18 protein-coding genes and 2 riboswitches are annotated in these 20,747 nt (G+C 49.5%); of the genes, 5 read left to right on the plus strand and 13 right to left on the minus strand.

Annotation, left to right across the window (positions count from 1 at the left end; genetic code table 11):
• Positions 1-116 precede the first annotated feature (116 nt).
• A complete protein-coding gene (locus SB752_RS01860) occupies positions 117-752 on the minus strand; it encodes a YutD family protein (RefSeq protein WP_410714044.1) in 636 nt (211 codons plus the stop codon).
• Positions 753-867: 115 nt separating this feature from the next.
• On the opposite strand from SB752_RS01860, the gene SB752_RS01865 reads away from it, so the two are divergent.
• Positions 868-1,914: a YhcN/YlaJ family sporulation lipoprotein gene (locus tag SB752_RS01865; protein ID WP_410714045.1), complete on the plus strand. Its 1,047-nt coding sequence runs from the start codon at positions 868-870 to the stop codon at positions 1,912-1,914.
• A gap of 79 nt (positions 1,915-1,993) precedes the next feature.
• Here the strand turns inward: SB752_RS01865 and lipA are convergent, their stop codons facing one another.
• The 3 genes from lipA to SB752_RS01880 all read right to left on the minus strand — a co-directional run bounded on the left by lipA (position 1,994) and on the right by SB752_RS01880 (position 6,354).
• Positions 1,994-2,896, minus strand: coding sequence for a lipoyl synthase (lipA, locus tag SB752_RS01870; protein ID WP_410714046.1), 903 nt, complete (start codon positions 2,894-2,896; stop codon positions 1,994-1,996).
• Positions 2,897-3,007: 111 nt separating this feature from the next.
• Positions 3,008-5,230 (minus strand): ATP-binding protein, encoded by a 2,223-nt coding sequence (locus SB752_RS01875; protein ID WP_410714047.1) that lies wholly within the window; start codon positions 5,228-5,230, stop codon positions 3,008-3,010.
• Positions 5,227-6,354: a metallophosphoesterase family protein gene (locus SB752_RS01880; RefSeq protein WP_410714048.1), complete on the minus strand. Its 1,128-nt coding sequence runs from the start codon at positions 6,352-6,354 to the stop codon at positions 5,227-5,229. Before SB752_RS01880 ends, SB752_RS01875 begins: the two co-directional genes overlap by 4 nt.
• 128 nt (positions 6,355-6,482) lie before the next feature.
• Here SB752_RS01880 and larC point away from each other — a divergent pair, with 128 nt between their 5' ends.
• Positions 6,483-7,247: a nickel pincer cofactor biosynthesis protein LarC gene (larC, locus tag SB752_RS01885; protein ID WP_410714049.1), complete on the plus strand. Its 765-nt coding sequence runs from the start codon at positions 6,483-6,485 to the stop codon at positions 7,245-7,247.
• 79 nt (positions 7,248-7,326) lie between these two features.
• Here the strand turns inward: larC and SB752_RS01890 are convergent, their stop codons facing one another.
• A complete protein-coding gene (locus SB752_RS01890) occupies positions 7,327-7,878 on the minus strand; it encodes a DJ-1/PfpI family protein (protein ID WP_410714050.1) in 552 nt (183 codons plus the stop codon).
• Between the two features lie 87 nt (positions 7,879-7,965).
• Positions 7,966-8,964, minus strand: a complete 999-nt coding sequence (gene larC2, locus SB752_RS01895) for a nickel pincer cofactor biosynthesis protein LarC2 (RefSeq protein ID WP_410714051.1) — start codon at positions 8,962-8,964, stop codon at positions 7,966-7,968.
• 159 nt (positions 8,965-9,123) lie between these two features.
• Between larC2 and SB752_RS01900 the strand changes: the two genes are divergently transcribed.
• The 3 genes from SB752_RS01900 (at position 9,124) to SB752_RS01910 (ending at position 12,705) form a co-directional block, all read left to right on the plus strand.
• The gene (locus tag SB752_RS01900; protein WP_410714052.1) at positions 9,124-10,134 is read left to right on the plus strand and encodes a M23 family metallopeptidase; all 1,011 of its coding nucleotides are present in this window, start codon (positions 9,124-9,126) and stop codon (positions 10,132-10,134) included.
• Positions 10,135-10,522: 388 nt separating this feature from the next.
• Positions 10,523-11,164, plus strand: coding sequence for a TetR/AcrR family transcriptional regulator (locus tag SB752_RS01905; RefSeq protein WP_410714053.1), 642 nt, complete (start codon positions 10,523-10,525; stop codon positions 11,162-11,164).
• Positions 11,165-11,175: 11 nt separating this feature from the next.
• The gene (locus SB752_RS01910) at positions 11,176-12,705 is read left to right on the plus strand and encodes an aldehyde dehydrogenase family protein (protein WP_410714054.1); all 1,530 of its coding nucleotides are present in this window, start codon (positions 11,176-11,178) and stop codon (positions 12,703-12,705) included.
• 4 nt (positions 12,706-12,709) lie between these two features.
• On the opposite strand, the gene SB752_RS01915 is transcribed toward SB752_RS01910, so the two are convergent.
• The 7 genes from SB752_RS01915 to ribD form a co-directional block, all read right to left on the minus strand.
• Positions 12,710-13,831 (minus strand): Ger(x)C family spore germination protein, encoded by a 1,122-nt coding sequence (locus SB752_RS01915; RefSeq protein ID WP_410714055.1) that lies wholly within the window; start codon positions 13,829-13,831, stop codon positions 12,710-12,712.
• Positions 13,828-14,916: a GerAB/ArcD/ProY family transporter gene (locus SB752_RS01920; RefSeq protein WP_410714056.1), complete on the minus strand. Its 1,089-nt coding sequence runs from the start codon at positions 14,914-14,916 to the stop codon at positions 13,828-13,830. The genes SB752_RS01915 and SB752_RS01920 overlap by 4 nt, the downstream gene beginning before the upstream one ends.
• 5 nt (positions 14,917-14,921) lie before the next feature.
• The gene (locus SB752_RS01925; protein WP_410714057.1) at positions 14,922-16,427 is read right to left on the minus strand and encodes a spore germination protein; all 1,506 of its coding nucleotides are present in this window, start codon (positions 16,425-16,427) and stop codon (positions 14,922-14,924) included.
• A gap of 133 nt (positions 16,428-16,560) precedes the next feature.
• Complete coding sequence (ribH, locus tag SB752_RS01930) at positions 16,561-17,025, minus strand: 6,7-dimethyl-8-ribityllumazine synthase (protein ID WP_410714058.1); 465 nt, start codon at positions 17,023-17,025, stop codon at positions 16,561-16,563.
• A gap of 16 nt (positions 17,026-17,041) precedes the next feature.
• Positions 17,042-18,241, minus strand: a complete 1,200-nt coding sequence (locus tag SB752_RS01935) for a bifunctional 3,4-dihydroxy-2-butanone-4-phosphate synthase/GTP cyclohydrolase II (protein ID WP_410714059.1) — start codon at positions 18,239-18,241, stop codon at positions 17,042-17,044.
• 17 nt (positions 18,242-18,258) lie between these two features.
• Positions 18,259-18,924, minus strand: coding sequence for a riboflavin synthase (locus tag SB752_RS01940; protein ID WP_410714060.1), 666 nt, complete (start codon positions 18,922-18,924; stop codon positions 18,259-18,261).
• A 22-nt stretch (positions 18,925-18,946) separates the two neighbouring features.
• The gene (ribD, locus tag SB752_RS01945) at positions 18,947-20,047 is read right to left on the minus strand and encodes a bifunctional diaminohydroxyphosphoribosylaminopyrimidine deaminase/5-amino-6-(5-phosphoribosylamino)uracil reductase RibD (RefSeq protein WP_410714061.1); all 1,101 of its coding nucleotides are present in this window, start codon (positions 20,045-20,047) and stop codon (positions 18,947-18,949) included.
• A 126-nt stretch (positions 20,048-20,173) separates the two neighbouring features.
• Positions 20,174-20,321, minus strand: a riboswitch (FMN riboswitch).
• Positions 20,322-20,433: 112 nt separating this feature from the next.
• A riboswitch (FMN riboswitch) is annotated at positions 20,434-20,581 on the minus strand.
• Positions 20,582-20,747 lie beyond the last annotated feature (166 nt).

A 20,747-nucleotide genomic window follows, 5' to 3' on the forward strand; every position in this document is an offset into this window, starting at 1 on the left:
TCAAACCCGTAGCGGTCTGAATGCTTTTTTTATGGTAGAAGCAGCGCATGTTATAGAAAGCAAAACGAGCCCCGACTAAGAGGGCTCGCTTCTATACAAAATTATGGCTTTGCCAATCAAGAATCACGTTTCTGTGAGTTTGGTCCTGTTGGAACCTTGTCACGCTCGCGATTGGGACGCATCTGATTGGACTGTGGACGACGATCCTTGCCAGCGTCCCTGCCATTTTTATCAGATTTTTCTTTACTGAATTTGGGCTTGTCTGACCGTTCGTTTCGTCCTTGGCCAGAACGATCGCTTGAACCATTACTTTTATCCGAGCGGTCAGGCTTGTTCTGACGGGGATGGAATCGCTTGCGTTCTTTTCGCTCTCCATTTGTATGGGAGCCATCCTCACGCGTTATGTCCTGACGGATGTCGATAATCAGATCATTCCCTGAGTCATCCTGCATCAACTCGCTGTCATCAGAACCCAAAGCGGATTTCACTTTGCGCAACACAAAGTACGGACAACCAAAATTGCAGAACTCGTGCAAGTACTCATCCAAAGCGGCGATTCGCTGCTCGAACGGTACTTTGCGATTGACGTCTGTATAAAATCCACGCAGACGAAGCTGACCATATCCCCAATCGCCTACGATGTAGTCGTATTTGTCGAGGATGTCGCTGTAGCGCTCCTTGAATGCTTCCGGATTCCAGCCGTCGCGATTTTCTTCCATGACTTCATAAGTACCGGCTTGCGTGCGAATCAAGACCGCTTCCTCCTAACACATGTAAACTACGTCCATCTTACCATATTTCATGAAACATGCGATAAATTTCCCACGAAAACAGCAGCGCTCCCCTGGACATTCTATCGTGTAGGGGGTGTTATCATTGAAAAAGACTTGGTTGTATCCTGCTATCGCTGGTATTGCGCTCTTGGCTTCTGCTTGTGCGAACAACGCTGCGCCCAACAACACGCATCCAAACAAGGCGACGACGAATCAGGCCGCTCCTCACGTAACCAACTTTGATGGCTTGCACGTCCGTAACTATGACGGAACGCGCCGCACAGACTTCGATGGGGTTCACACAAGAAGTTACAACGGCATGCACCAGACAGGCGTAGACGGTGTCCGTACTGGAGCCTATGACGGGCTTCACGTGCGGAATGGTATTGGGATCAGCAGTGCACCTGGTGTAAGAGATGGCATGTATCCTCATGTCAACAATTACAACACTTACGCAAATGGCGTACGACCATACCATGCTTTTACTGATGGCACTGGCACAGCAGGTACTGGCACCACAGGTACTGGTATCACAGGTACTGGTATCACAGGTACTGGCACTGCCGGCACCCTGAGCACAGTTCCTGGAACAACCGGGACGAGGCATTCTGTTTATCAGAAGCATGCCTGGAACCGTGGTGGAGCAGGTGTCATGCAAACAAGTGCACCAAAGATGGGCTACGTCCAAACCAATCGTCAGCAGCTGCATACCGCTAGTGCGAACCATGTGTATGTAGACCGTGATGCATTGGCTCAAGCAGTTGGAAATGTGACGGCAAGCTGCCCGGGAGTTCAACGATCCACTGTGCTCGTAACCGATGAAGAAATCTTCGTTGGACTGAACACCCAAGGTGGAGATGCACGAACTGCCAAGCATCAGGCCAAAATGAATGCCATGTCGGTTTCACCACGTTACTACAAAGTATACGTGACCGACAACCAAAATGACATTCAGGAAATCTCGCGTGTTGCCAGCCGTTCGAGCAATGTGCATTCAGCACGTACAGAAGATACCGCAAGCGTTGATGCATTGATCAAGCGCATGGGCGGTATGACGGATGGCGAGCAAGCACGTACAAAGAGTCATGTCCAAGCCCCCTCTAAGAGCACGAAAACCCATATGGGTACAACCAGCCGTTAACACCTTTTTTCCAAAGTAAACAGCAACCCCCGCCTGTGTGCAATCAGCCGCAGGTGGGGGTTCCCATTATTTTTCGGTGTTATTGTGCTTGTGCAATGCTTTCTTTTGCGATGGTTTCCTTGGCAGCGCTAGCTTGTTCATGAGCATGATACGAACTGCGGACAAGCGGACCTGCTTCCACGTGGCTGAATCCACGCTTCATGCCTTCCTCTTTCAACCGAGCAAATTCATCCGGATGGTAGAAATTTTCTACTTTTAAATGCTTCTTCGTTGGCTGCAGGTATTGCCCGATCGTCATGATGTTGACATCTACAGAACGCAAATCGTTCATGGTCTCGATAATTTCCTCGATCGTCTCGCCAACCCCGATCATCAGGCTAGACTTCGTTGGAATTTGTGGCTGGAATTCTTTTGCTTTTTTCAACAGTTCAAGGGTCCGATCGTATTTGGCACGCGCACGTACGCGGTCAGACAAACGGCGAACCGCTTCGATGTTGTGATTAAGCACATCAGGACGCGCATCCATAACCACTTTTAGTGCATCCCAATTTCCCATGAAATCCGGAATGAGCACTTCTACAGAAGCAAATGGCAGTCTCCGGCGAATCGCTTTGATCGTTTCTGCAAAAATCTGAGCTCCCCCGTCTGCCAAATCATCACGAGCAACGGACGTCACAACCACGTGCTTCAGTCTCATTTGTTCGGCTGCTTCCGCCACGCGCTCTGGCTCTGCCACATCCAGCTCAGTAGGCAGACCGGTTTTTACCGCACAGAACCTACAGGCACGGGTACATATATCTCCCAATATCATAAATGTTGCCGTACCACTTGCCCAGCATTCATGAATATTAGGGCATTTGGCTTCCTCACAAACCGTATGCAATGTTTTACTGCGCATTGTTTGTTTCAGCTCTTTAAAGCTGGCTAATTCCGATCCTGATACAAGGTTAATCTTGAGCCACTCCGGCTTTCGTTGCGTCATTGGGCCCACTCCTCATCTGACTTGGTCAAGACTTAGGTCTAGACTTGGGTCTAGACATGATCAATCTTCATTATAGAGGTTGGCTATAAGAGGGGCAACCTCTTTCCTGCATTAGCGCTCACGAAGCTGATGAACGCGATGACGTCCCCCCGCTTGCTCCATGACCGGCTTTAGCAGTTGAAGCTCCCTGTCATGGCAGGTGAACAGAAAAATTTGCTGGCTCTCTCCCAGCTTCGCCACGTACTCCAGCGTCCGACGCAGTCGCTCCTGATCATAATGCACAAAGTGATCGTCGAAAAAAATCGGCAATGCCTCTGTTTCTTTGCAGACATGCCTGAGCAGTGCCAGCCTCTGGGCAAAATAGAGCTGATCCTGTGTACCTGTGGAGCATTGATCTTGTTCCAGCACTAGGTGCCTGGACGGTTCAAGCAAACGAATCGCAAATCCTTCGCGTGAATCCAAACGCACATCCTTGTAAGTCCCACCTGTAATCTGGGAGATAACTTCGGAGGCCTGATGATTAACAGCTGGCGACACGTCTCGATTCCACTCTGCCATCGCCTCCTGCAGGGCATCACGGGCGATTTGCAAGGCATCACGTCGGAGTTGAAGCTGTCTAAGCCCGTTTGCCGCTTCCTCTTGCTCTGCTTTTGCCTCTGCTAAAGATCCTGTTTCATGTGCTCCGATCTGTCCATTCGCCCCGGCAATCTGCTCCCGTAATTCCTGCAAGCGGCTATCTGCCTGTGATAGCTCAGCTTGCAGCAAATCCCGCTCACTTTCCCTGACCGCTTTTTCCTCTCCCAGACAGCTGCGCAGTGATTCACCCCAGCCATTTATGAGCAGTGCCTCCTCCTCACGCTGGTTCATATGAGCTGCCATTTGCCTAGACTCTCGGGTATGGATGCTGTTTTGCAGCTCCTCCCTTTTTCCCAGAAATTCATTCCAATTGGCTGCCCCCCACCGTGAAACGAGCTGCAACAGTGAGTCATCGAGACGGGTGACCTCCTCCTGAAGTTGTTGCCAGTCCTCTTTTGATACACTATCGCTTGCCATGCCCTCCACCAGTCTGCTCTCTTTTCCACGATAGATCACAAAGGCCGTACCTGAAAAAAGAGCAGAGAGGCCAAGCCCTATTACCCCCAAGATGCTATGCTCCGTAAAGAATGCCAGAATGCCCATGAGCAGAAATGCACTTCCAGTTCCCCACAGCAATATTTTTCCACGCCGTTGTTTTTTGAGGTTTTCCTCTTTGCTTAAACGAACTTGTCTACGCGGACTCGCCATCGTTACGGCAGCCATGGTTGCCAGCTCCAGATGGCATTGCTCTCGGCGCCTCTGTAACTGAATGCCTTGCTCGTAATCCTGCTGTAAGCGCAAGCGATCACCTTCGCTATTTCCCACTAATAAAGTTTCTTGGCTGTCCTCACTTTGAGTCTGCCTTAGCTTTTCCAAAGCAGCTTTTGCTTCCTGATGGATTCGCTGTTCCTCTGGAGAACCTGCTGTCTGCTCCCACCATTCCCAGCTCGTTTGTCCCGGAGGCAAATAGCTTTTTTGCCAGTGCTCCTGCCACATCTCGCTGCGTTGCTGCATGAGCTCTAGCCGCTTTAGCAACCTCTCGCGCATTTGTGCCAGCTCCGCACGCTCGTCCTCCCACTGAGCCATTTTTTGTGTCAGCTGACTGATGACCTTCCATGCTGCTTCCCTGTTTGCCAGCTCCTGTTCCTTTTGGGCTACCAGTGTAGCCGCTTTTCCCAGCAGGGTATTTTCTGCTCTTTCCTTTTTACCGATACTTGTCAGATCGCGATCCAGCTCAGCCAATATTTTGTTCACTGCGGGATTCGCATCATCTGTTGCGGTCAAAGAAGGCATCAAATGCTCCGCTGCTGACAACGGCTCCCGTCTGATCCAGGTGATATCGCAAAACAAGCTGCGCGTCAGGCCCAGATGCTTTTCGATAAAATTGCGTTCCTTGCGCCTGTCCTCCAAATAAATATCCGTCAGCTCTGTCCACTCCGGGTCCAAAAAAATTCGTGCCTGCTCACGGTCCTTGTTCAGGTAACGGTGTAATCGGTACGTTTTTCCCCCCAGCTGGTAGGTAATGATTGTTTCGTAATCTCCCTGATGCCACGGACGGTATTTTTCGTATTCAGCTAGATAACGCGCCGACTTGACATAATCTTTTTTCATGCCGTATAAAGCAGCTATGATCCCCTGCAGCAGAGTGGATTTCCCTGATTCATTCGGAGCCTCAAACACATTGATTCCCGGAGCAAAACGGAAAACAGCATCCTGCCACTTGCCAAAGCCTTTGAGCTGGACCTCGTCAATTCTCACCTGCCGCTCCCTCCTATCAGGGCCAGCGCTTCCTTGCGTGCTTCCCTGATCTTTTCTCGTTCCGCCTCATCTGCTGCCTGTTCTTCCCATTGTGCCAGCTTGGTGAGCCAACGTCCCCACACGCCGCCGTCTGCCATCAGCTTGTCAGCATCCACATCTGGCCACGTCTGATCGTAAAATTGAATCACGAAAAAACGGGAAGAAAATCTTTGCTTCAATACATCCGTTGCAGGTACAAAGTGAGTGGCCCGCTCCCCCGTCAACGTAACGTACAGCATATCTGTATCTCTTTCATCGGTCAGCTCGCGCTCGATTTGATCGATCAGTTGTTCCATAGTCTCGATCCCGCCTAGAGTGAGCTCACGCTTGCGAATTTGCCGCTGCTCCACAGCGATCTCAGATAATTTCAAAGTTCCTGAATCACTAAGCTCCCCGTACAGAACACAGCGGGGTCCATCTTCTTTTGTAGTAAGCCCCTCTGGAGAGCCAGGATAAGCTGCAAAAGGCTGTCTGGTTTTTGAATGGGTAAACTGCGCTGGCTTGTGAATATGTCCAAGCGCAACATAGTCCATACCTGTTCCCTCCAGCTCCTGCAAAGACACAGGTGCATACGGATGATGCTCCTCCTTTGCACTAGTCAAAATGCTGGCATGAAGAACCATCAAGTGGTGCTGATAGCCATCCAGCTTGCCTGGAAATGTGATAAGTGGCGATTCATATACATGTGGATGAGGAAATCCCCAGCCATAGACAACACATGATTTTTCCGGAAATTCAAAGGCACCCCATTCCGGCGTAAACCAATAAACATTGCTGGACCATTCCAGTGTTTGATAAAAAGAATCGGAACGCCATGGATCGTGATTGCCCGGCGCGATGCAAACAGGGACAGGGGCCAGACTCGCAAACAGATCGCGTAAAAATAATGCTGTCGACCTCCTGCCCCCGTGATACTCCAAAAGATCACCGGCGATGAGCCAAAAATCTACCTGCTTGTCCCATACGAGATCGCGAATCCGCCGCATCGTACTGCGAAAATCATCCTGACGCAGCTCGTATAAGCCCGCCAGAGACTGAAGCGGAGCATCCAGATGGACATCCGCTGTATGTATGAATGATAGCAACAGTCTTCAACTCCTTACATGACAAACCCATCATCAAATGGTACACTTTGGACAGAATTGTCAAACAGACGAACATACTTTCCCTTAATGATACAGGAAGAATAGACCTCTTGGAAGGAGTGTTTCTCATGCGAATCGCTTATTTGGATTGTTTTTCGGGAATTAGTGGGGACATGCTGCTTGCGGCATTGGTTGACGCAGGAGCGGATCGGGAGCGAATAGAAGCACAATTGCGTAAGCTTTCACTGGGGGCATTTCGTCTGGAGTGGAAAAAGGTTGTGAAAACAGGTGTAAGTGCCTTAAAGCTGGATGTGATTGACGAATCAGCCCCAACCACCACCCCACTCAAACAGCTAAAGGTGCTTGGCAACGATCACGTTCACCGCGGCTACAAAGAAATCGTGGAGATGATCAAAGTTGCTGATCTCGCTCCACGCGTGACAGCCAGATCGCTTGCTGTGTTTGAAAAAATCGCTATTGCAGAGGCGAAAATTCACAATGTCCCTGTAGAAACGGTTCATTTTCATGAGGTCGGCGCCCTTGATTCCATCGCGGATGTCGTCGGTATTGCACTTGGTTTGGAAGAATTGGACATCGATGAGCTGTATTCCGGTCATGTCCCTACCGGAAATGGCTACGTACGCTGCGACCATGGTCTGTACCCTGTTCCAGCTCCCGCAACCATGGAAATGCTGATTGGCATTCCTCTGCGTAAAACAGCAATTCAAAAAGAGCTGACCACGCCTACAGGGGCTGGGGTCGCAGCTGCTCTCGTTCGGGAGTTTGGTCCGCTCCCAGCAATGACCGTTGAATCGATTGGCTACGGCGCTGGTACGCGCGATCTGCCCGACCAACCTAATGTTCTGCGTCTTTTGATTGGACACGCTAATTAGCACGACTTTTTAACATAGAAAACCCTCCCAACGGACATGGTATTGATGCCATGGTTATTTTGGGAGGGTTTTTGTTGATTTACCGTAGCAGCTTGAAAAACTCACGCATGAACCCAGGCAAATCCGGCCAAGCATGTCCGGACACCAGATTACCGTCCACATGGAGAGTCTCTGTTTGATAGATGGCGCCGCACGCTTCAACATCCGGTCTGCACGCCTGGTAGGCAGTCATTTCCCTGCCTGCGAGATGCTCTTTTACAATTGTCAGCACTTGTGAGCCGTGGCAAATGGCAGCTACCGGTTTGTTTGCTTCAAAGAAATGCGCAACAATCGGTTTTAGATTCTCATTGAGCCTGATGTGCTCTGGAGCGCGTCCACCCGGGATAATCAAGGCATCGAATGCCTCGGGATTAATATCTGCGAAGGAAGTATGGGCAGGGAGCTGATAAGCGGGCTTTTCCGTATAGGTTTCACTGTGCGCTTCAAAATCGTGGCAAACTGTGTGCAGCACTTTGACAGTAGGCGCTGCGATGACCGTTTCAAATCCTTCTTCCAGGCAACGATAGTACGGATAAAATACCTCCAGGGCCTCCACTGCATCTCCTGTTACGATCAACACTTTTTTGCTCATCAGACAGCCTCCTCATGACTTGTTTTTTTGGAAAGCAAGCCTCCCGATTTTCCAATTCTTTGAAGAGGCTTCTCATTCCTGCTAGGTTTACAGCAAATTTACATCACTTTCCTGACTCGCCAGCTGTACAGCCTGCTGATATACCCTTTTTAACGGGACCCCTGCCTGATCAGCCAGCTTGGCGCACACAGCATACTCGGGTGCGACCTGTACACGCTTCTGCTGGTGATAGCCGAGCTTGACGACTACTTCTCCCCATTCGGTCTGGACCTGAATAAAACGGCGTGCCAGCCGATGGCAGTCTACAGGGAAAGAACGGATGCCAAAGGTTGTTGTTTCGCTAAACAGAATCGTTTTCAACGCCTCAGCCTGGCTATGGTAGCACATGACCTGCAGCAGTGTGCCCGGCCTGCTTTTTTTCATCGTCACGGGTAGAAAGTGCACATCGTTTGCTCCGGCGCGCAAGCATTGCTCCATGACATATGCCAGCCATTCGGGGCTTGTATCGTCCAGATTGATTTGCAGAAGCAGCATTCCCTCATCGATATGCTCTGCCTGATGATTTTTTTGTTCATAAAAGCGGGGAATATGCTGTAGCAGCTTCTGCTCCGCTTCTCCCACTTTGAGAACCGCCAGTCCTTCTCCTTGCACGGCCTTATGTAGTTGCCCGCTCCACGCACCCAATGGCTGCACACCAGCCTCCCGCAACCAGATCATGGCAAGGGGCGAGAAATTAGATGACTCGGCAAAGGAAGACTCCTCGACCTCTTTGACAAAAAATCCAGTCACCAGCTCCAATAGTGGCAAAGGGAGCATCGCAGGTATCGGGAGCTGTTGTATGAACAGGGGAAAGACTTTTTGATCGATGGGGCATACTGTTAGCAGCCTAGCCAACGCTGCTTCCTCGCCCTCCCATTGCTCCTTTTTGCAGTAGGCCCGGTACGGCTCAGCTAACTGCCTGATGCGTGTCCACTCCTGTTCACAGCTTTCACCGCCCGACACAAAAGCTTCCAGTGCTTGCTGAAGTGGATCTACAAGACTTTGCAGTGTAAGCGAATCCTCTGATCGAATGACCAGCTTCGTCATGTTTGTGCCTCCATTTTCTTGCTTCTGCTCTTTTCTAGCATCATACACCAAAACGAATGAACGCTGGTCGAAAAAACACCTTCCAAAAAGTATCTAGGATAAACGGACACCGCTGGCAGAAACTACAAAGGAGACTATCTGGGCCTGGAGGGAGACGGAATGCGAGTTTTCCGCCTAATCATTCAGATCAGCTTGTGTTTGGCTGCTGTAATTATGCCAATGGAAAGTGTTGTACGCGCGGCACCATCCGCTCCACAAGGAGACCCGATTTTGCAGGCGCGACTACAGCTTTTTCAGCGAATGGAATCAGTGTACGGCATTCCATGGACATATTTGGCAGCCATTGACCAATACGAGCGGACGATGAAAATACGTAAAAAGCAAGTAAATCAATCCGAATCCTCCTCTCGTCTAACCGCTATCGATATCCCCTGGGACCGCTGGAGTGGTAGTTTGAATCCTGATGAGGGCGACACCAATCCTGTTTCCATTCAGTTTTTTGATGGGATGGGCAGAGATGGTGATGGCGACGGGAAGGCAGATCGCAACAACGATCTGGACGCACTCACTTCATTTATTCACTATTTGTCTTCGTACGGCTTCTCTCATGACGATTGGCAGATCGGGCTCTGGTCGTATTACCAACGAGACCGCTCCGTTAAAACGATCAGACAGTTTGCCCACGTATACGCAAAATATCAGCATTTACACCTGGATGACCGACATTTCCCTATTCCCGCTCGCTATGAGTATAGCTACCGCAGCACATGGGGCGATGCTCGCGGCTGGGGTGGCCGGCGAATTCACGAGGGAACAGACATTTTCGCGGGGTATGGTACACCCGTTTTGAGTACAGCCTACGGCGTCATCGAAGTCATCGGCTGGAATCGCTATGGCGGCTGGCGAATTGGTATGCGTGATATGGGCAATGTGTATCATTATTTCGCTCACTTGAATTCTTTTAAGAAGGGTTTAAAGCCCGGCGATATCGTCGAGCCCGGTCAAGTCATCGGGTATGTCGGCAGCTCGGGATATGGCAGACCTGGAACAGCAGGAAAGTTCCCTCCCCATTTGCATTACGGAATGTACCGGGAGAACGGTGGACCTGATTGGGCATTTGATCCCTATCCGTATTTGAGACGGTGGGAGCGGCAGGGGCGGAAACGGTGACTCCCTGTTTGGAGGTGTGCATTGCCGGAGTGAGGAGAAGTCTGTTTCCATTCTGCGCTCCGGTCTACACCCGCATCGGAGTATGGACTGTCCGCTCCAGAACGATTCAGGGGGAAACGCAAAAGTCGCGGCGCTCTGTTGCTGACACATGGGTTGCGTTTCTGGTCCCCTGAATTCGTTCTTGCGCTAGGTAGGGTTTCGCTAGTCGCTACGCCTGGAAACAGCCTTCTCCTGCGTTGCTGTAGTGACATTAACAAGCTGGGAAGCGGTGAGTCACCGCTTCCTTTTTTGTGAATCAGAAGCCTTTCCTTATTGACATAAAAGAAAAATAGAAACTATAATGAAATCACTAAAATTGGACGATCGTCCAAAAAAAGAGGTGTATGGTTTGTCACGTTCTCCCCTATCCCAGACCAAAGCAGAGGCGAAACGGGCTTTTTTGATCGAGCAGGCTACTCTTTGTTTGGCTCAAAAGGGGTATGCCCATGTGTCTCTACGCGACATCGCCAAGGAATCAGGGGTTTCTCTTGGTATCCTGCATTATTATTTTGCGAGCAAGGAGGATTTGCTGCTTGCTATCATTTCCAGCTATAAAGAAGGCTTCGTTGCAGAGCTGGAGCATGAGGTTGTAGAGGCACCTCTCGAAAGCTGGATGGCTTCTTTCTTTGCTGTCCTGCACCGCAGCCTGACACGGGACAAAGACCAGCATCGCCTCTGGTACGACTTGCAGGTCCAAGCCATGTACGTTCCCGCTTTCCACGAGCAGGTTAGCCAGATTCGCAATCGCCTGCACAGCTTGATCGTGCGAATGCTGGACAGATTAACAGACGCTGACGGACCACCGCTCGCGGTCGAAAAAGAAGTGGCAGCCTCCACTCTATATTCACTGATCGACGGTCTATTCTTGCAATCCATGCTGTCCGAATCATCTGACCCTAAAAACGCCATCTCCCATTTTGAGCAGACGTTTCCTTTTATCATTCAATCGCTTTTTTTGCCACCAAGCAACGCCCATACTTCTACCAAGTGAGGTGAAGTTTCTTGTCTATCCTGTCCTTTCAAAACCCGGCTACCGGTGAGCATTTCGGCTCTCTTATAGAAGCAACGCCCGAACAGGTACAGCAAACAATGGATCTTGCCCGCATCGCCTTTACGTCTTGGTCAATGACTTCATTGGCTGAACGACTACGCTATCTCGCAAAGCTGCGACATTATTTGGTCGAGCACGGCGAAGAGCTGGCACAAAAAATCAGTCAGGCTACCGGCAAAATCGCTTTGGAAGCGTATATGACCGAAATATTTGTGACTGTTGATACCATCCGTTTTTATGAAAAGAATGCCCAGCAAATGCTTTCTGCCCAGGAAGTGCCTACTTCTCTCGTTTTATGGCCCAAAAAGTCGTACATCCACTACAAGCCGATGGGGGTTGTAGCGGTCATTTCCCCGTGGAATTATCCCTTTCAGCTATCGCTCATTCCCGTTCTGTCTGCACTCGTAGCCGGTAATACGGTTGTGCTCAAGCCCTCTGAAATAACCCCCTCAACAGGGCTCATGATTGAGGAGCTGTTTCGAGCCGTTCCCTTGCCTGATGGTGTCGTATCAGTCTTGCACGGAGGACGCGATGTCGGGCAAGCACTTGTAGCAGCCCGGCCAGATAAAATCTTCTTCACAGGCTCTGTTGCAACAGGAAAAAAAATCATGGCAGCGGCAGCAGAGCATCTCATCCCAGTAGAGCTGGAGCTTGGGGGCAAGGACCCGATGATCGTCTTCGAGGACGCTCACCTCGAAAGGGCAGCTAACGGAGCGATCTGGGGAGCTTTTACCAATTCGGGCCAGGTCTGCATGTCTGTCGAGCGTCTCTATGTTCATGAGCGGGTTTATCCACAGTTTCTCAAGCTGGTTACGCAAAAAGCATCCGCTCTGCGCCAAGGCTACCCAAAGGACGCAGAGGTCGGCTCGATGACCTCCACCCAGCAGCTCGGAATCATCCGCGACCATCTGGAAGAAGCCTTCGCCAAGGGGGCAAAGGCTGTTATCGGCGGTCTGGTCTCGCAAGGCAGCATGTTTATCGCCCCAACTATTTTGACCGATGTTACAACTGATATGAAAATCATGAAGGAGGAGACCTTTGGACCGATCCTGCCGATCATGACCTTTTCTACAGAAGAGGAAGCCATCCTGCTTGCGAATTCCTCTCCCTACGGCTTGAATGCCTCTGTATGGTCAAAAGACAAGACAAAAGCTCAGCGCGTTGCAGAGCAATTGGAAAGTGGCAACGTCTGCATCAATGATGTCATCATCAGCTACGCCAATCCTTATCTGCCATTTGGCGGCGTCAAGCAAAGCGGCATCGGCAGGTATCGCGGCCCATTCGGGCTCCACGCTTTTACACATAGCATTTCGGTCATTCATGATCCCGGCACACGCAAACGCGAGGTCAACTGGTATCCGTATACAATAGACCAGGAAATCATGTTTGTTGTCCTGACCAATTTCTTGTTTGGGAAAAAACGCAAGTGGAGCCGTCAAACCATCAGAGCGATCTGGCGAGAAGTACTGCGGCTGTTTTAGCTGATTACTTGATCGTTCCGTAACCCACTATTTCCATATTGATCGTAATGTTGAAACCGGCCTTCTGATAAAGCTCCATGGCGATAGGTCTCGTCCACTTCCCGTAGTACTTTTGCCGTAGACCCTCTTCCAAACTGGCCGGATCAACACCCTCTTTTTGCAGACGCTGTACTAATTTCTGCGTCTCTTTTTTGATTTCGCTCTCCAACTGCTTTTTTAATTGATTAAGCTCTTTATTCGACTTGAGATCCTTGCTGCCTGTGTATCCAACAAGCATCCCTCTCAATTCGAGTTTCATCGAAATCATTGGGTGATCTAGACTCCCGTTGCTCCTTACTTTGGATTTTGACCATACGAAATCTAAGACAATCTGCTCAGTCTTTGACCCTTTACCTGACCTCTCCTGAAATTCAAAGCTCATCCGGGGCAATCTGTTCCTGCCTAGCAGCGCTTGAATCAGCTTTCCCTCCCGTTGCGAAATGGAACCAAACATTTTATCGTCTTTAAACAAGGCTACCTTGGCAATTTGAATGTCGTCGTCTTCCTTGACCAAGTACGGTACATTCATGTCAGAGACTTCATTCGTCATCATATATACGCTATCTTGAATACTCGTAAACGAGGTAAATGCCGTTTCTACGCGGGGACGCAAGAGGTCATTCAAATACGTGTTCAATTCCGGCTTGTTTTGATAGGAAGCACGAATCAGATCTTCAGTACTCCCTTTCACGATCGCCACAAACGCGTTTTCCCCCACGACCGGATTGCGGTACAAATCCATAATCACCTTGCGTACCCCTACCTTGCGCGCATATTCCTCGTTAAATAAAATGACCCGGAGTTGGGAAAGTGACATGGTACGCTCCGCTTTCGTCGACATTTTGAGCATCGCTTCACTCATGACGGTCGCGACCGTGGAATAAACCTGCGTCTTTTCCTTGCTATGCGATGGTACTGGCGTAGATACGCTCACCTTCACATCTTTTTCATTGATATAATCAAATCCGATGACGCCGATAAACGCCATATCTTCAAGCGATGGCCTCTCGATTTTGGAAGAGCATCCTGAAAGAAGCGTGCCCCCCACTATCAACACAAGCATGTATGCAGCAAGACGAACTATCATGGCGCCTGCCCTCCGTTTCCAAAACGGATAGCGTGCAAGAGTAACAAAAAAAGCGGCCACAAAACGAGCCCATACCCCAACCAAAGTGTCACCTTGTGGAATAAAAACTCCTGATACTCGAGCGGAATCCAGCTTCGGATTAAAAAGTAAGAGACTGCAGCCGGAAATAGCAAATGCCACAAGCGTTGTTTGCCCACCATCTCTTCAATCCCTTTTCTCGCCACCCACAAATACGTCGTACAGGTGCTCAAAACGAGGAACACCCACAAGCCAATTCCCAGATTCTCCACCCGTTCCAAAAAGGATAGTTCTACAGCCTTGAACAAATTTAAAATAGGATAAACTAAATTAGCAATCTCCCATTCAGAAAAATAGGCAACACTCGTGAGCAAAATGACTACATAGACCGTTACGCAGATCCAGATTCCGATGGCCGCATGTCGGAACGCTTTTTCCTTTTGCTTGATATAAGGGTAGTATAACAAGATAACCTCATAGCCAAACATGCTCGAATACGATCGATTCAAGGCATCCAGCATATCTGCCAGATTCGTGTTGAACAAAGGAAAAATATGCATGACACCGCCCTTTTGAAACCCCCATTGCAGAAAGTAAAACATCCATATGGTAAAAAAGAAGGAGATGATACAAAAGCGCGCTATGAGCTTGATCCCGCAATTTGTGATGTACAGCATAACCAGCACCAAGCCAAGCAAAGGAATTGTAATGGTTTCGTTATTAATCATCGAGGTCTGCACAAGCCGGACATAATCGGAATTGACCGAGGTAACGCTCAGGATGGCATACACAATGATGATCAGATTAAAAAATCGACCCAAAAATTTTCCGAGTAATTTTACATTAATCACAAATAGAGAATCATCCGGATATCTTTTGCAAATCGCTACAATCGGCAACAGGGAAAGCGTAACAATGATCCCTAGAACAAAAGGAAACCACCACTGGTTGTAGCCCATCCTGCTCAGCGCATTGGATAAGGTAAGCAAATTCACTCCGATGATCGTATTTACGACAAGGCCAATTACGTGGTACGGATTCAGGCTAGTAATTTTTCCACGGTCCATCTATCTTACTCCTCGCCAATCGGCCGTACTTTCTCTCGCTCAGCACGGGACATGCGGTTGCGAAAAACGATAAACTTCATCGGGGCACGGAAAAGACTGTTGAACAAATCCGTCCACTGCCGAGGTATTCCTGGAGTCATGTACGGTGTGCCTAGCGACGTCAGGTTCAATAAATGGGCAAATAAAAAAGCCAGCATAAGTAGCTGCCCGTATAATCCGAGAGCCCCTGCAATGATGATGAACGCATACCGGATAAGTCGAATCGCATTACTCATTAAGAAGTTCGGTGGTAGGAATGACAACAAAGCAGATATAGAGACGAGAACAATCAAAATATTACTTGCCAGCCCCGCTTGCACAGAAGCTGTCCCGATCACGATACCGCCTACGATACCGATCGTTTGACCAATCTTGGTAGGCATGCGAATTCCTGCCTCTCGCAAAATTTCAATAACCAGTTCCATAAACAACACCTCAAGTACAGGCGGGAATGGTACTTTGCTGCGAGATTCAGAAAGGATGGTCAGGAGCGCTGGCGGGAGCATTTCTGGATGATAGGTCAGGACAGAAACGTAACCAGACGTCAGCATAATCGTAATAAACAGGCCAAAAAACCGAATAACACGCAATAAACTGGCAGTCGACCATCGATTGTAAAAGTCTTCAGGGCTGCTGAACATCTCTAGGAAAGAGGAAGGACAGATCGCTGCCTCCGGGCTGCCATTCACAATGATAATAATGCGACCATCCAAAAGCGCCGCCGTTGCATTATCCGGTCTGTTGGTCAGCCCGAATTGCGGAAACGGTGAATAGGGTTTATCCTCGAGCATTTGCTTAAGGATCGCCATACCTACAAAGCCCTGGTACTGGACATTTGCGATGCGCGTTTTGATTCGTTCTACATTTTGATCATTCGCGATTTTATCCAGGTACATCACTGCCACTTTATTATGGGTCTCTGTACCGATCGTGTACGTGCATATTTTCAGATTAGGTGTAGTCAGTCGTCGGCGGATCAAGGACACGTTTATTTGCAGCATTTCTACAAAAGAATCCTGCGGCCCGAGAACTGTCGCTTCATTTTCCGATTGCGAAATTGCACGATGTGGCACCTGAAAGGTATTGATTTCTAGTACGAGTTTGCGCTCGGGAAAGATCAAAACGGTGTGCCCTCGCAGCAATGCGTTGATCGCTGTTTCAAATTCCTGCATGGCAATTCCTTTGGCAAAAGGCAGCACTTGCAAAGGATCTCTGCCATCAGAGCGTTGCAGGGGCAAAAAAATCGTTTCATACAGCTGTGTGTTATCAACCATCGTTTCCAGAAAAAAAACGTGCACCATTTCGTCATTCATGATCAAGGACGTGGTGCTCAAATCGTCCATGTGTTGCATTTGTGCTTTGATGCGATCAGAGGTAATCGTCGTTTCCTGATCGTTTGGTTCGGTGCGTCCGGAAGCTTTTGCAGCTACCAGCTTATCTACTTGGCTTCTCCACCACTGTTTTTGTGACACGATAGATCCCCCCAATCGCTTCTACAGGAAAATCCTTCTTACTTTGACCATCCAGTGGTGTTTTTATCCAAAAAGAAAAGACGAGAGCCTGTGCCCTCGCCTTTTTTTGAACGCTTTTTCTACTTGTTTTCCATTACGCAAATTGCTTAGTCAGATTAGCCATTTCAATTGCGGCTGCCGCTGCCTCCCACCCTTTGTTACCTGCTTTCGTGCCTGCACGCTCGATAGCCTGCTCGATGCTGTCCGTCGTCAGCACACCGAAAATAACGGGAATTCCGGTGCTAAGCGAAAGAGCTGCCACGCCTTTGGCCGTTTCATTGCATACATAGTCAAAGTGAGGAGTAGAACCACGAATGACTGCCCCCAGTGTCACCACAGCATCGTAGCATCCGGACTCTGCCATCTTTTTGGCAATCAGCGGAATCTCAAATGCCCCTGGGACCCATGCTACATCAACGTGCTCCTCCTCTACACCATGGCGCTTCAATGCATCAAGCGCACCGCCAACCAGCTTGCTGACAATCAATTCATTAAAGCGTCCAGCCACGATCCCGACGCGTAATCCCGTTCCTACTAAATGTCCCTCAAATGTCTTCATGTTCCCATTCCACTCCTTATGATTGAATGTGGAGCAGGTGCCCCAGTTTTTCTTGTTTGGTAGAAAGATAGCGCTTGTTGTGCTTATGCGCTTGCATCTGGATCGGCACTCTTTCCTCTACTTTTAAGCCGTAGCCGTCCAGTCCGCGAATTTTGCGCGGGTTGTTCGTGAGCAATCGCATCCTGTGCACACCCAGATCACGCAGGATTTGGGCTCCGATCCCGTAATCACGCAGGTCAGCGGCAAAACCGAGCTTGGCATTGGCCTCGACCGTATCCAAGCCCTCCTCTTGCAGCTGATAGGCGCGCAGCTTGTTAATCAAGCCAATTCCCCGTCCTTCCTGCCGCATGTACAAAAGCACCCCTCGTCCCTCCGCCTCTATTTGCTCAAGTGCAGCGTGAAGCTGTGGCCCGCAGTCACAACGGTGAGAGCCAAAGATGTCTCCAGTCAAGCATTCCGAATGTACTCTGACGAGAATTTGTTCATCCGGGATAATCTCGCCTTTGATCAGTGCGACATGCTCTTTTCCATCCAGCTCATTCGTATAGGCAGCAATCCGAAAATCCCCGTATTCTGTCGGCAGCTGCGCCTCGACCTCCCGTTTGACGAGCGATTCGGTTCGCATCCGGAATCGAATCAGGTCTGCAATCGTGATCAGCTTGAGATCAAAGCGCTGGGCGATTTCCTCCAGCTGTGGCAGCCTCGCCATCGTGCCGTCTTCATTCATGATTTCGCAAATGACCCCTGCCGGAAATCCCACTGCGAGCATCGCCAAATCGACTGCTGCTTCCGTATGACCAGCCCTGCGCAGCACACCCCCGTTTTTGGCAATGAGCGGGAAAATATGACCCGGGCGACGAAAATCATCCGGTCCTTTGGCGCCATCCAGCATCGCTTTGACGGTAAACGAACGCTCTTGTGCAGAAATCCCTGTGTGTGTCGTCTGTTCGTCAATCGAAACGGTGAAAGCCGTTCCTTGCTTGTCCGTATTGTTTTCGACCATCGGTTTTAGCTGCAGACGGTCTGCATGCTCCTGTGTCACCGGTACGCAGACTAATCCTCTGCCATGCGTGACCATAAAATTAATCATTTCAGGCGTAGCCGCTTCTGCCAGGCAAATAAAATCACCTTCGTTTTCCCGGTCCTCATCGTCTACGACAATAATTGCTTTGCCCTGGCGCAAATCCTCCAAAGCATCTTCAATTCGATGAAACATGCCTATCCCTCCCTCATTTACGCGAATCCGTTTTCCTGTAAGAAGGCCAGACTGAGCCCTTCTTTTTTGTTTGTTTGTTCGCTACCGGACGAGCGCTGATAGCCAAGCAGACGTTCCACATACTTCCCGATGACATCTGCCTCCAGATTTACCGGATCTCCTGGTCTTCTGTCTTGCAAGCTCGTCTCAGCCAGCGTATGAGGAATAATGGACACAGAAAAGCTGCTGTCATCTACGGCTACGACTGTCAGGCTAATTCCGTCGATGCAAATCGAGCCCTGTAAAATGATGTATTTCAATAGCTCAGGCGCAGATTTGATCCGAAACAACACTGCATTGACATGAGGCTCTCGGGTTACAATCGTCCCGATACTATCGATATGACCCGAAACGATGTGCCCGCCAAACCGATCACCGAGCTTCATTGCCCGCTCCAGATTGACACGCTGTCCCGGTCTGGCTTGCCGCAGGCTTGTTTTTTTCATCGTCTCCGGCATGACATCTACAGTAAAATGCCGCGAAGTGTGGGATGTAACCGTTAGACAAATCCCATTGACTGAGATGCTGTCGCCGAGCTGCACTCCCTCCAGCACTTTGTCGCAACGGATGACGAGCCGACTAGCCTGCTCACTTCCCGTAATCGTCTCCAAAACGCCTATTTCTTCTACCAGTCCTGTGAACATACGATCTCCTTTCCCATCCTAGCTAGCTCCACTTCGGATAGCCGATGATGCGGATATCTTGCTCATCCACTTGTTCCACCTGTATTTGTGTGAGCACCACCGCTTCATCCATCGATGTCAACCCTTGACCACCAAATGGCGATGGAGCACCATTGCCACCAATCAGCTTGAGTGAAACATAGCTGACGATCTTTTGAATCGCTCTCGCTTGCAAAAAGGAACCGTTGATTTCTGCTCCGCCTTCCACCAAAAGAGAAGTAATTCCACGCTTACCGAGCACGGACAACACAGCATCCACCGTCATGGGTCCAGCAACTGCAATAACCGTAACGCCTTTTGCGAGCAACTCCTCTCGTTTTTCCGGTGATGACTCCTCTGTTGTGAAAATCCAGGTGGGCACATGCTCTACACCTTGGATTACACGAGCAGACGACGGCGTGCGTAAATGGCTGTCCAAAATCACTCGTACCGGCTGCCTGCCAAACGATTGTCCATTGCATCTGGCCGTAAGCTCAGGGTCATCCGCTAACACTGTTCCAATCCCGACCAAAATAGCGTCATACTGTCTACGAAGCTCATGTACCTGTGCTCGCGCAGCACTCCCGGTAATCCATCGGCTATGTCCTGTAACCGAGGCTATTTTTCCATCGAGTGTGCTCGCTGTCTTAACTGTGACAAACGGGCGCTTCGTCGTGATGTAATGGAAAAAAACTTCATTGAGCTGTCTCGCTTCCTCTTCCTTCAACCCGACTGTCACTTCCAAGCCAGAGTCTCGCAGCCTTTGTACCCCATTTCCCCCCACGAGAGGATTCGGGTCCAAGGCACCAATTACTACCCGGCTAATTCCTGCAGCGACAACTGCGTCTGCACATGGAGGTGTTTTTCCGTGATGACTGCACGGCTCAAGCGTGACGTACAAGGTAGCCCCTCGCGCACTATCTCCCGCCATTTGCAGCGCGTGTACCTCTGCATGATGTTCACCTGCCCTAAGATGGGCACCCATTCCAACTACTGCTCCATCCTTCACTACAACTGCTCCGACCAATGGATTCGGACTCGTCTGGCCCAGTGCCGATTTCGCCAAGCCAAGCGCCATATCCATGTAATGGTTGTCCCGTGCCATCTCGCACTCCTTTCCTTGATAGCATCCAGCCAAAACAAAAAGCCCTCGAAACATCATTCGTTTCAGGGCATAGGGAAAGAAGCCTTACCTCATCCGTTTTTTCAAAAAACGAATGAAGAAAGCATGCTCGATCTTCTCCCATCCGGACTTTACCGTCGGCTCTGGAATTACACCAGATCAGTCGCTTTCCTTATTGGTCAGCGAGTCGCGGGCTTTGGACACACCATGTGTCATCACCGCCGGTCAGGAATTTCACCTTGCCCTGAAGATGCTACGATATGAAATTAAAAATAAAGATGCCCGAGGAAAAACATATCCTCAGGGCATCGAGAAACAAGCCTTGCTTCAACCATTTTTTTGCAAAAAACAGCTGAAAAGGCCATTCCAAATACCTTCTCCCATCCGGACTTTACCGTCGGCCTTGGATTTTCACCAAGTCAGTCTCTATCGATCCAGCTGATAGAGAGTCGCGGGCTCAGACGTGCGTTCGTCATTACCGCCGGTCGGGAATTGCACCCTACCCTGAAGGCTGGTATTCAGTTATGAGAAGTATAACACAATATTAGCCGGAGCAGACACTTCGTTTACAGTTCTATTCTTTTCACATGCTTGGAGAATGTTATTTAGATAAGATTCGTCTAAATATCGCAAAATAATACAATATTTACAATTTATGGTTGATTGCTTTTTCGACTTGTAT

Origin of the sequence: Brevibacillus sp. SIMBA_040, from assembly GCF_046535075.1 — a bacterium.
In the GTDB taxonomy this organism is placed as follows: Bacteria; Bacillota; Bacilli; order Brevibacillales; family Brevibacillaceae; genus Brevibacillus.

Bases quoted from the DNA above. Each gene is read 5' to 3' on its own strand.
- lipA (WP_410714046.1), bottom strand. From the start codon at position 2,896: ATGACGCAACGAAAGCCGGAGTGGCTCAAGATTAACCTTGTATCAGGA.
- larC (WP_410714049.1), top strand. From the start codon at position 6,483: ATGCGAATCGCTTATTTGGATTGTTTTTCGGGAATTAGTGGGGACATG.
- SB752_RS01890 (WP_410714050.1), bottom strand. From the start codon at position 7,878: ATGAGCAAAAAAGTGTTGATCGTAACAGGAGATGCAGTGGAGGCCCTG.
- larC2 (WP_410714051.1), bottom strand. From the start codon at position 8,964: ATGACGAAGCTGGTCATTCGATCAGAGGATTCGCTTACACTGCAAAGT.
- SB752_RS01900 (WP_410714052.1), top strand. From the start codon at position 9,124: ATGCGAGTTTTCCGCCTAATCATTCAGATCAGCTTGTGTTTGGCTGCT.
- SB752_RS01915 (WP_410714055.1), bottom strand. From the start codon at position 13,831: ATGATAGTTCGTCTTGCTGCATACATGCTTGTGTTGATAGTGGGGGGC.
- SB752_RS01920 (WP_410714056.1), bottom strand. From the start codon at position 14,916: ATGGACCGTGGAAAAATTACTAGCCTGAATCCGTACCACGTAATTGGC.
- ribH (WP_410714058.1), bottom strand. From the start codon at position 17,025: ATGAAGACATTTGAGGGACATTTAGTAGGAACGGGATTACGCGTCGGG.
- SB752_RS01935 (WP_410714059.1), bottom strand. From the start codon at position 18,241: ATGTTTCATCGAATTGAAGATGCTTTGGAGGATTTGCGCCAGGGCAAA.
- SB752_RS01940 (WP_410714060.1), bottom strand. From the start codon at position 18,924: ATGTTCACAGGACTGGTAGAAGAAATAGGCGTTTTGGAGACGATTACG.
- ribD (WP_410714061.1), bottom strand. From the start codon at position 20,047: ATGGCACGGGACAACCATTACATGGATATGGCGCTTGGCTTGGCGAAA.